13 protein-coding genes are annotated in these 10,370 nt (G+C 67.2%); 3 read left to right on the top strand and 10 right to left on the bottom strand.

Annotated features, from left to right (window positions below; translation table 11 throughout):
• Positions 1-175 precede the first annotated feature (175 nt).
• The 4 genes from glp to RXV88_RS19605 form a co-directional block, all read right to left on the bottom strand.
• Complete coding sequence (gene glp, locus RXV88_RS19620; RefSeq protein WP_316295193.1) at positions 176-2,266, bottom strand: gephyrin-like molybdotransferase Glp; 2,091 nt, start codon at positions 2,264-2,266, stop codon at positions 176-178.
• Entirely contained in the window at positions 2,263-2,754 is a 492-nt protein-coding gene (gene mobB, locus RXV88_RS19615; RefSeq protein ID WP_316295192.1) for a molybdopterin-guanine dinucleotide biosynthesis protein B, read from the bottom strand. The genes glp and mobB overlap by 4 nt, the downstream gene beginning before the upstream one ends.
• Positions 2,751-3,377 (bottom strand): molybdenum cofactor guanylyltransferase MobA, encoded by a 627-nt coding sequence (gene mobA / locus RXV88_RS19610; protein WP_316295191.1) that lies wholly within the window; start codon positions 3,375-3,377, stop codon positions 2,751-2,753. The genes mobB and mobA overlap by 4 nt, the downstream gene beginning before the upstream one ends.
• 76 nt (positions 3,378-3,453) lie before the next feature.
• Positions 3,454-4,344: a formate dehydrogenase accessory sulfurtransferase FdhD gene (locus RXV88_RS19605; protein WP_316295190.1), complete on the bottom strand. Its 891-nt coding sequence runs from the start codon at positions 4,342-4,344 to the stop codon at positions 3,454-3,456.
• A 61-nt stretch (positions 4,345-4,405) separates the two neighbouring features.
• On the opposite strand from RXV88_RS19605, the gene RXV88_RS19600 reads away from it, so the two are divergent.
• Together RXV88_RS19600 and RXV88_RS19595 are read left to right on the top strand one after the other, a co-directional pair.
• Entirely contained in the window at positions 4,406-5,122 is a 717-nt protein-coding gene (locus RXV88_RS19600; RefSeq protein WP_316295189.1) for an AzlC family ABC transporter permease, read from the top strand.
• Complete coding sequence (locus tag RXV88_RS19595; RefSeq protein ID WP_316295188.1) at positions 5,119-5,442, top strand: AzlD domain-containing protein; 324 nt, start codon at positions 5,119-5,121, stop codon at positions 5,440-5,442. Before RXV88_RS19600 ends, RXV88_RS19595 begins: the two co-directional genes overlap by 4 nt.
• Here the strand turns inward: RXV88_RS19595 and RXV88_RS19590 are convergent.
• The 4 genes from RXV88_RS19590 to RXV88_RS19575 all read right to left on the bottom strand — a co-directional run bounded on the left by RXV88_RS19590 (position 5,430) and on the right by RXV88_RS19575 (position 7,222).
• Positions 5,430-6,056, bottom strand: a complete 627-nt coding sequence (locus RXV88_RS19590; protein WP_316295187.1) for a hypothetical protein — start codon at positions 6,054-6,056, stop codon at positions 5,430-5,432. The two genes, RXV88_RS19595 and RXV88_RS19590, sit on opposite strands and share 13 nt — an antisense overlap.
• Before the next feature lie 13 nt (positions 6,057-6,069).
• Complete coding sequence (locus RXV88_RS19585; RefSeq protein ID WP_316295186.1) at positions 6,070-6,204, bottom strand: aa3-type cytochrome c oxidase subunit IV; 135 nt, start codon at positions 6,202-6,204, stop codon at positions 6,070-6,072.
• A 90-nt stretch (positions 6,205-6,294) separates the two neighbouring features.
• Complete coding sequence (locus RXV88_RS19580; protein ID WP_316295185.1) at positions 6,295-6,753, bottom strand: hypothetical protein; 459 nt, start codon at positions 6,751-6,753, stop codon at positions 6,295-6,297.
• Positions 6,754-6,763: 10 nt separating this feature from the next.
• On the bottom strand, positions 6,764-7,222 hold the full coding sequence (locus RXV88_RS19575; RefSeq protein WP_316295184.1) for an Lrp/AsnC family transcriptional regulator: 459 nt from the start codon (positions 7,220-7,222) through the stop codon (positions 6,764-6,766).
• Between the two features lie 100 nt (positions 7,223-7,322).
• Between RXV88_RS19575 and RXV88_RS19570 the strand changes: the two genes are divergently transcribed.
• Positions 7,323-7,553: a DUF6356 family protein gene (locus RXV88_RS19570; protein ID WP_316295183.1), complete on the top strand. Its 231-nt coding sequence runs from the start codon at positions 7,323-7,325 to the stop codon at positions 7,551-7,553.
• Positions 7,554-7,575: 22 nt separating this feature from the next.
• Here RXV88_RS19570 and RXV88_RS19565 read toward each other — a convergent pair whose 3' ends face one another.
• Together RXV88_RS19565 and RXV88_RS19560 are read right to left on the bottom strand one after the other, a co-directional pair.
• Complete coding sequence (locus RXV88_RS19565) at positions 7,576-8,622, bottom strand: MBL fold metallo-hydrolase (protein WP_316295182.1); 1,047 nt, start codon at positions 8,620-8,622, stop codon at positions 7,576-7,578.
• Complete coding sequence (locus RXV88_RS19560) at positions 8,622-10,322, bottom strand: acyl-CoA dehydrogenase (protein WP_316295181.1); 1,701 nt, start codon at positions 10,320-10,322, stop codon at positions 8,622-8,624. Before RXV88_RS19560 ends, RXV88_RS19565 begins: the two co-directional genes overlap by 1 nt.
• Positions 10,323-10,370 lie beyond the last annotated feature (48 nt).

Genomic DNA, 10,370 nt, shown 5'->3' with positions numbered 1-10,370 from the left:
TTCCCCCTTTTGTCTAAAACCCCACCCCCCCCCGGGGGGGGGGGGGGTGGGGGGGGGGGGGGGGGGGGGTTTTTTTTTTTTTTTTTTTGGGGGGGGGGGGGGGGCCCCCCCCCCCCCGGCTGGGGGGCGCTGCCCCCCAGACCCCCCGGATATTTATGGATCAGTGAAATGGGGTTTAGAGCCCGAAGCTGGCATAGGGGATATAGCGGACGGGGTCACCGGGGCTGATTTTCGCTGCGGCGTCGGGCAGTTCGACCAGGCCTTCGGCCCAGCTGAGGCCGCTGATCCGGCCCGAGCCTTCGGATTTGAAGACCTCGGCGCGGCCATCGCGGATGCGGGCGCGCAGGTATTCGCGGCGGCCCGGTTTCTTGGACTTGGAGAACGCGGCTGGGACGGTGAAGCCCTGGGGTTCCGTCCAGCCGGCCCCGGCCAGCAGCGACATGGCCGGGCGGGCGAAGATCAGTGTGCAGACCAGCGCGGCCACCGGGTTGCCCGGCAGGCCGAAGACCGGCGTGTCCTGCCAGAGCCCGAGCGCCAGCGGGCGGCCAGGTTTGAGCGCAATGCGCCATTCCTGCATCGCGCCCGCCTCGTGCAGGAGCGCCGAGACGTGATCCTCGTCCCCCGCAGAGGCGCCGCCGGAGGTCAGGATCACATGCGCGCGGCCTGAGGCCGCGTCGAGCGTGGCGCGCAGGGTGTCGCGGTTGTCGGGAACGCGGCCCATATCGACCGGCTCGAACCCGAAGCGCGCGATCATCGACAGCAGCATAGGGCGGTTCGCGTCGAAGATCTGCGCGTCGGAGGCGAAAGACCCCGGGTCGGCCAGTTCATCCCCGGTCGAGATGACAGCCACGCGCAGGCGTTCACGCACCGGCAGGTCGCCGTAACCCGTGGCCGCGGCCAGGGCCAGGTCCGCCGGGGTCAGCACGCGCCCCTGTTTCAAAGCGATGTCGCCCTTGGCCACATCCTCGCCCGCTTTGCGGGTGTTGGCGCCGGGTTTGAGCGGGCCGTGAAAGGCGATCCGGCCGTCCCCCACGCGCACATCCTCGTCCAGCACCACCGTGTCGACGCCGGGCGGCAGCGCCGCGCCGGTCAGGACGCGCAGGGCATGGCCGGGCGGGACGGTGCCGCCGAAGGGCACGCCCGCCGCGGCACGGCCCGGAACCAGCGGCAAGCTCTGAGGGCCCGCGCCGATGGCCGCGCTGGCAAAGCCGTAGCCGTCGACGGCGGTGTTGGCGGTGGGCGGGTTGGCGCGACGGGCTGCGACATCCTCGGCCAGCACCCGCCCGGCCGCCTGCATCAACGGAACGGTTTCGCGCCCCGTGACTGGGTGCAGCCCCTTGCGCAAAAGATCGAGCGCGGCGTCGACCGGGGTCCAGTCGACACCGGCAGGCAGGGCGAAGCAATCGTTGCGCAGCGGCGGCGGTTGCAGGGTCACGGGCGGCATAAGCTCCTGTTCGAATCCGAGGCCGAGGATCCAGCCTTCCTCGGGCGCGTCGATGCTCAGCATGGCAAGAAGGCGCGCGGGATCAAGGGCCGATAGCCCTTCGGCCAAAAGCGCGACCTGCACCGCGTCGCGTATGTCGTTCGGGCCGGTGGCGGCGCGCACGGCAGGATTGATCAGCCCCGGCCAGATTTCGACGAAGGCGACGGGGCGTTCCAGAGGCTCGAACGGCCAGACGGCCACATGGCCGGCGAAGCGGCGGCGCAAGCGTTCGAGCACCGGAAGCCCCATCAGCACTTGCGATCCAACCGCCCCGGCCCCGGCCAGTTGCCAGCAGGTGAACGCGCCTTTGCAGAGCGTTTCTGAGCAGCGCTTTTCCGGGAAGGGGTTGAGGTAGCTGTCCTTGCGGCGGGGCAGCCCGTCGATGTCGCGGCTCAGTCCGTTGGCCCAGAACGGCCCGCGCCCGTTGCCCAGCGCCCGGTTGATGCCGCCTGCCACGTCGAACCGGTTGTTGGCCTTTGGGCTGTCTTCGATCCGCTCAGTGAGCCAGCCCCAGACGGCGAAGGGATCGGAACGCCCGGTCAGAGCGCCGGCGAAGCCCGCGGGATAGCCGAAGGGGAAATCGAAGCCGATCATCAGGCGCTCGCCCGCGGTCAGGCTCCGCTCGATCCGGTCGGAGAGCGCCTCTTCGGCCAGGGCGCGGTTGCGCATGTAGCGTGGCTCTGCGCCCGCCTCGCCGATCCAGATCGCATCCTTGCGCGGGGTCGGACCGGTGTCGTTGCCGCCAGACCAATCGACCATGACGAACCGGTCGAAGGGTGTCACAGGCCGACCTCGGACAGGATGAAATCGGCGATGGCCTCGGTGTCGTTCAGGTCGAAGACCGGGCGGTCGATTTCGACGGGGCAATCGGCGGCGATGGCGCGGATGCTGGGGTCGTCCGGAGCGATCAGGCTGTTGCCGGTTTCGGCCCGGAACGCCTCGACCTTGGGATGGCGGTCGCGTTTGTAGCCTTCGATCAGCACCAGATCGACGGGGGCGAGGCGGGGCAAAAGGCTGTCGAGCGACGGTTCCTCGGCGCCGCGCAGCTCGGTCATCTGCGCCACGCGGTTGCGCGAGGCCAGGATCACCTCGGACGCGCCGGCCACGCGGTGGCGATAGCTGTCCTTGCCGGGATGGTCGACGTCGAAGGTGTGATGCGCGTGCTTGACGGTGCTGACGGTGAAGCCGCGCGAGGCGATTTCGGTAACGAGCCGTTCCATCAGCCCGGTTTTGCCAGCGTTCTTCCAGCCGGTGACGCCATAGAGTTTCATGCCAGCGCCTCGGCCCGTTTCAGGTCTTCGGGGGTGTTCACGTTGAAGAATGGATCGACTCCGTCCGAGGGGAAGAGCGCCTCGCGCCCGCCGTGCCGGTCGGTCCAGAGTACGACCTTCTTCAGGCCGTCGGTCAACGCCGCGCGTAGGTCGTCGCGCAGGGCCACGGGCCAGAGCCCGAATGTGGGATGGCGAATCAGGCCGGAGCGGGATTTGCTTTTCGTCTGCGCGTCGCCCCTGGTGGCGGCCAGAACCAGCGGGTGCGCCTGCCCTTCAGCCGCACGCTGCAGGCAGGCGACCAGATCGCGTGGAAAGAATGGCGTGTCGGCGGCGACGGTGACGATGCTGTCGGCGCCCCGGGTCGCGGCCCAGTCGAGACCGGCGAGCACGCCGGCGAGCGGACCGGGAAACCCTGGGATGGGATCGGGCAGGACCGGCAGATCCGTGTCGAAACGGTCGGGATCGCCATTGGCATTGAGCGCCAGACCGGCAACCTGCGGCGCCAGCCGCTCGATCACCCGCGCAAGCAGGGTCTGGCCGCCCAGCAGCAACAGCGCCTTGTCTCCGCCACCCATGCGGGTGGCGAGGCCTCCCGCGAGTATCACGCCGAGCGGTTGGGTCATCCGGCGCACCCTGAGCGCCCGAATTCTTTGAAAGAATTCGGACAAAACTCTTTCAAAGAGTTTTGGTCCCGGCCGGTCACGATGCGCTCTTCCGGCGGTGTTTTCCGGCTTCCTCGGGGACGCTTTCGGGGTCCATATCGCGCACCAGGCGTTCGGCGCCGGCGAGGCAGACGAAGCGTTTGCCGCGCATGCGGCCGATGCAGGTCAGCCCGACCTGACGGGCGATCTCGACGCCCCAGGCGGTGAATCCGGACCGGGACGCCAGCACCGGGATGCCCATCAGCGCGGTCTTGATCACCATTTCCGAGGTCAGCCGCCCTGTGGTGTAGAGGATCTTGTCGGCCGGGCTTTCGCCGTGCCGGAACATCCATCCGGCGATCTTGTCGACGGCGTTGTGCCGGCCCACGTCCTCCATGTACACCAGCGGACAGTCCTCGCGGCAAAGCACCGTTCCGTGGATCGCCCCGGCCTCGAGATAGAGCGAGGGGGTGGTGTTGATCCGGTGCGCCAGCGCATAGAGCCAGGACGTGCGCAGCTCGGCTGCGGGCAGGGTCAGCCCTTCGAGCCCCTCCATCATATCGCCAAAGACCGTGCCCACGGCACAACCGCTGGTGCGGGTCTTTTTGCGGAGCTTCTCTTCGTATGTGGTCAGCGAGGCGGTGCGCACCACGACGGTTTCAAGCTCTTCGTCGTAATCCACGCTCGTGATCTCTTCGCCGTCGCGCAGCATGCCCTGATTGCGCAAGAAGCCGATGGCCAGGTATTCCGGATAATCGCCGATCGTCATCGCCGTGACGATTTCCTGACCGTTCAGAAAGATCGTCAGCGGGCGTTCCTCGACCACGGACACCGCCGTTTCCGCGCCGGTGTGGTCTATGCCGGTGACCTTCCGGGTCAGCCGGGCCGCGGACGGGTCGGGAGCGATGAGATAGGGGCTGGCGGCGCCGGGCACTTGCGTCTCGTTCATGCTGTGTTTACGGGCGGGGTATCTTTTTGAGCAGGGGACAGTCATGACGGGCGGCGGTGCAATGTCAAGCTATTGGCGCGGGGTTCGGGACGGGCTGCCGTTCCTCATCGTCGTGATCCCCTTTGCCATGCTGTTCGGCGTTCTGGCGACCGAGGCCGGGCTCAACATGCTGGAAACGCTCAGTTTCAGCGTGGTCGTGATCGCCGGCGCCGCGCAATTCACCGCGCTGCAGCTGATGACCGAGAACGCGCCGACCTGGGTCGTTCTGGCCTCGGCACTGGCGGTGAACATGCGCATGGCGATGTATTCGGCGTCGCTCACGCCGCATCTGGGCGCGGCCCCGTTGTGGCAGCGCGCCATCGCCGCCTATTTCCTTGTCGATCAGACCTATGCCGGATCGCTGCTGGAGTATGAAAAGCGTCCCGACATGACGCTGCCCGAAAAGCTGGGGTACTTTTTCGGCATCGTCACGCCGATCTGCTTTCCCTGGTACGTCGCCACGTTCGTCGGGGCGTGGCTGGGTGCCGCGATCCCCACCGAAATGGGGTTGGATTTCGCGCTGCCCATCGCGTTCCTGGCGATGATCGGCCCGCTGCTGCGCACGCCCGCGCATATGGCAGCGGCCTTTACCGGGGCCTCTGTGGCGCTGCTGGCGGCCGGTCTTCCGTGGAACACGGGCCTGATCGCGGGCGGCATCGCCGGGATGATCGCGGGGGCCGAAACCGAGCGCCGGATCGAAAAGAGCCGCGCGGCACTCAACGAAAGGCGCGCGACATGATCGACACATCCTCGCTCTGGATCGTCATCGCCGGGCTGGGCCTGGGCAGCTTCTTGCTGCGCTTCGTCTTTCTGGGGCTCGTCGGCAACCGGCCAATGCCCGACTGGGTGCTGCGGCATCTGCGCTATACGGCCGTCGCGGTTCTGCCGGCGCTGGTCGCGCCGCTGGCTTTGTGGCCGCAGGCAACGGACGGGCAGCCCGACCCGGTGCGGCTGAGCGCCGCTGTCGTCACATTCGTGGTCGGGTACTGGCTCAAGAACGTCTTTGCCGCCATGGGCGCCTGGGCGGCGGTGCTGATCGTCCTCAGCTATTCGGCCTGACGCCGACGCTCGAACTCGCGCACGGCCAGCCGCTTGTCGTCGTCGTCGTTCTCATAGAGCCGTTCGGTGGTCACCCCGGGCAAGGCGCCGAACTGATCGGCGAGCTTGGTGGGGAACCAGGTCGGGTCGATCGCCTCGAAGCCCGGCAATTGCTTGAGCAGCCCGGCGGTCGAGACCGCGCATTGCGCCTGCGCGACCGGCCCGTTGGCCTGGGCCAGTTTCAGCGCGCGTTCGGCCACCGCCGCAGAGACCTCGATCTCCTGGATAACGACATGGTACGTCTCGCGCGCATGGGCGCGGGCGTAGAAATCCGCTACCACCGGCGTCACGCCGTAAAGCACGTCGTGCCGTTCCGGGATCGAGCGCAGCCGCAAGGACCCCGCCGGGTCGAAGATCACCCGCTGCGATCCGTTGATCATCAGGCTGGTATGCGCACCCGAGCCCGAACGGTTATTGACCATCGTGAAGAGGGTCAGCCGGGGCGGGCCGGGATGGCGATAGGCGGCCGCCGCGATCTCTTGGGCAGAGGCCCCGTCGCGGCTGGCGCCGGGCGTCGTGCAGCCTTGCAGGATCGCGGCGCAGGCCGCGGCCGCGATCACTCCGCGCAGAAACATGGAAAGCCCGCGATCAGGCGTTGAACATGGCCAGCAGGACGACCAGCACCAAGATCACAACCACGGTGCGGATCGTGAAGTTGATGAAGCCCTCGAACGTCTTTTCCTGGGTGGTGATGTCCATTTCGCCGTGCTTGTGCTCTGCCATGGGTCTGTCCTTCAATTCGCGTGTTCCGGTAATCGCCTAGCGCATTTCAGATGCGCTGTCACGACGTCACAGGCGCGCATTTTGCCACGCTCAGACCCGATCCAGCGCCTCGGCCAGGCGAAAGCCGATGCGGCGCGGCGCCTCGCGCTGCACCGCCTTGGGCAGGGCGCGCAGAATCACGCTCAGCTGGCTGACGTTCTGGATGAGCTGGGTGCGGGCCCCGGCGGGGTCCTCGCCATAGAAGGTGACGATGTCGGGGTCGAAGAACCCCAGCCCCTCGATCCGCAGCACGCCCGCGTCGCTGCCCGCAAAGCCCACCGCCACCTCGTGTTCGTTGTCGAGCTGCTCTTCGAACCCCTGGATGTAGAGGATCAGCCGTTCATAGGCCCATTCCGCCGGGCTTTTGTCCTCGACCGGTTTGCGGGTGACGGCGGCGGGCAAGTCCTCTGCGCCGGGGCTTTCGTCGCAGGGATCGCAATGCACGTCGACCTTGCGCGGCATGGCGTCGTCCTCATGCGCCTCGGCGGTGGTCGCGATGGTCTCTTTCATGCGGCGGCTCCTATAGCGGCAGGGCGGTGGTGTCCTTGATCTCTTCCATAACGAAACTGGCCGAGATATCCGACAGCGGAATCCGCCCGATCAGCCGTTTGTAGAAAGCGTCATAGGCCGGCATGTCGGCCACCCGGACCCGCAAGAGGTAATCGAGATCGCCGGTCATCCGGTAGGCGCCGATGACCTCGGGCATGGCAGAAACCGCCCTCTGAAACCGCTCCAGCCAGTCGGCCTGATGGCTGGAGGTGCGGATCTGCACCATGACCTGAAGCGGACAGCCCACCTTGGCCGGGTCGGCCAGAACCACCCTGCCCCGGATGACGCCGCGATCCTCCATCAGCCGGATGCGCCGCCAGCAGGCGTTGCGCGACAACGCGACACGCTCGGCGATCTGCTCCACGCTGAGGGTCGCGTCGCCCTGCAAGACGGCCAATATGCGGCGGTCCATATCGTCGATCTGATCCATATTGGGATGATGTCCCAATATTTTCCGCTTTGGAAGTGAAATTTGGGATCCATTCAAACGCAGAAAACGAGACTATCGGGAAAACCGACAGGAGTTTCCCATGCACAGCCGCACCCAGACCAATCTGATGAACCGCGTCTTTCTCGACCATCCCGCGACCGTGGGCGAGAGCTATTTCGAGCATATGCGCTTTGCGCTTTCCTTCGCCTTCTGGCTGGTCGTTGCCGGGCTGGCGGCGCTGGTTCATGCCGTTATCCCGGCCTTGTGCGAAACGACGGCGAGCCGGATTCTCAACCGGCTGGTTCAGCGGATGCAGCGCCGGCACCGTTAGGTTTGAGAAAAGCTGCCCCGGATCAAGCCCGGGACTGCGTGTGCCAGAGCCACGCACCGTCGTCCCGGACCTGCCGGGTGGCGCGCCCTTCGTGCCAGAGGTGCAGGCAATGGGCCATCGCCTCGACCAGCGCGAGGCCGTATTCCCCCTCGCCGATGCGCCGCTTGAAGAGCGGCGCAAAGCATTCGCCCGCCGTCTGCGGCGCCGCCAGATGCCGGTGCAGCCGGTCTAGCGCGCCGTGGTGATTGTCGATCAGCTGGCGCATCCGCAGCGGCAGCCCGGTGAAGGGCAGCTTGTGCCCGCCCAGCACCAGGTGATCGGCCCGGGCGAGCGTCGAGAGACGCTCGCAGGCTTCCAGCCAGTCGGCGACCGGGTCGGCCTCGGGCTCGGTGGCGTAGACCCCGATGTTCGAACTGATCGACGGCAGGATCTGGTCTCCCGCCAGCACCAGGTTGTCGTCGCGGCTCCAGAAGGTCGCGTGTTCCGGCGCGTGGCCGTTGCCGATATGGATGTCCCAGGTCCGCCCGCCTGCGGCGATCGTGTCGCCCTGAGCGATCCGCTTGTAGCCCAGCGGCATGGGCGCCACGCAATCGGCAAAGTTGAACGGCCGCTCGCCCGCGCGTTTTTCCAGAATCGCCGGGTCCATGCCGCAGCGCCGCCAAAAGGTCAGCGTCTCGGGCGAGGGCACCTCTTGCGCATCCAACCGCAGCATCCGCGCCATCAGCCAGGCGGTGCGCGTGGTCACCAGTTCCGCGCCGCGTTCCTGAAACCAGCCCGCCAGACCCACATGGTCGGGGTGGTGATGCGTGACGATCACCCGCGTCACCGGCTTGCCCGCCAGCGGCCCCTGAAGCAGCGTCTCCCAGATCGCGCGGGTTTTGCGGGTGTCGAAGCCGGTGTCGACCAGCGTCCAGCCCGCCCCGTCGTCAAGCGCGTAAACATTCACATGGTCGAGCTTCATCGGCAGCGGAAGCCGCAGCCAGAGCACGCCCTCGGCCACCTCGGTGGCAGCGCCATGCTCTGGCGGTTCGGCCCAGGGATAGCGGATTGCCGTGCTGCCGCCGTCCATCACGCGGCCAGATCGTCGGGCGAGATCGCCATCAGATCGGCCTGCCCGGCGCGGGCATGGGCCAGATGGCCCTGATGTTCGGGCAGCAGGCGGGTGATGTAGAACCGGGCCAGCCGGGCGCGGGCGCTGTCGGGCGCGGCCATCGCCGCGCGCAGGTGGAAATGCGCACCCAACACACGTGCAAAGGCCCGCAGATAGGCATCGGCCCCGGCAAAGCGGTCGGCCATGTCCTGCGACACCAGCCACTCGGTGACCTCGCGCAGCGATTCGCTGGCCTGCCAGACCGGTTCGGCAAGGTCGGGCAGCGTCGCGCGGGCGGTTTCGGCATGGGCCTCGATCTCGTCCAGAAGCCGCGCCGCGGCCTCGCCGCCGTCCATCAACTTGCGGCCCACGAGGTCCATGGCCTGAATGCCGTTGGTGCCCTCGTAGATCGCCGTCACCCGGACGTCGCGGGCATATTGGGCCGCACCGGTCTCTTCGATGAAGCCCATGCCGCCGTGCACCTGCACGCCTTCGCTGGCCACGCGGATGCCGGTTTCGGTGCCGAAGCTCTTGGTGATCGGCGTCAGCAGCGCGGCGCGGGCGGTCCAGTCGGCATCGCCGGTGGCGCGCGCCATGTCGATGGCGACGGCATTGGCCAAGGCGATGGCGCGGGCGGCGAAGATATCGGCCTTCATTGTCGCCAGCATCCGCCGCACATCGGCGTGACCCAGGATGTTGCCGGTATCGGACCGGCCCTGCTTGCGGTCCGTCGCATAGGCCAGCGCGTGCTGATAGGCCCCCTCGGCCGCGCCGATACCCTGACCGCCGACACCAAGACGGGCGTTGTTCATCATGGTGAACATGGCGCGCATGCCGTCGTGCTCCTTGCCCACCAGCCAGCCGGTCGCGCCGTCGTATTGCATGACGGCGGTGGGGCTGCCGTGCAGGCCCATCTTGTGCTCGAGGCTGACAACCTTGAGGTTGTTCGCGACCCCAGCCTCGCCGTTGTCATCAGGCAGGCGCTTGGGCACCAGAAAGAGGCTGATCCCCTTGGTGCCCGGAACCGCGCCGGGCAGCCGCGCCAGAACCAGATGGCAGACGTTTTCGGTAAAGTCGTTGTCGCCCCACGAGATATAGATCTTCTGCCCGGTGATCGCGTAGGTGCCGTCGCCGTTGGGCTCGGCCTTCGTCGCCAGCGCGCCCACGTCCGAACCGGCCTGCGGTTCGGTCAGGTTCATGGTGCCGGACCATTCGCCGCTGATCAGCTTGGGCAGGTAGATCGCCTGCAAATCGGGGCTGGCGTGGTGTTCCAGCGCCTCGATCTGGCCCTGCGTCATCAGCGGGTTAAGCTGCAGCGACAGGCAGGCGGCGCTCATCATCTCGTTCACCGCCGTGGTGACGGTCATCGGCAGGCCCATGCCGCCGTGTTCGGGATCGGCGGCGATGGCGACCCAGCCGCCCTCGGCAATCGCCTTGTAGCCCTCGGCAAATCCGGGCGAAGTGCGCACGACGCCGTTCTCCAGCACCGCCGGGTGCAGATCGCCGCTGCGGTTGAGCGGGGCCAGCACCTCTTCGCACATCTTGCCGGCCTCGGTCAGGATGGCGGCGACGGTGTCGGACGTCGCCTCGGCATAGGTGTCGGTGGACTGGACTTCGGAAAATCCGACGATGTGATCGAACAGGAACTGGTAATCGGCAACGGGGGCGCGGTAGGGCATGGCTCTCTCCCGGGTTGGCAATGTCGGATGGCTTCGCTAGGGAAGACC

This window comes from Aestuariicoccus sp. MJ-SS9 (assembly GCF_032586235.1).
Classification (GTDB): Bacteria; Pseudomonadota; Alphaproteobacteria; order Rhodobacterales; family Rhodobacteraceae; genus Aestuariicoccus.
Note: the sequence above shows the minus strand (reverse complement) of the source record. Positions and strands in the feature narration are given on the sequence as shown.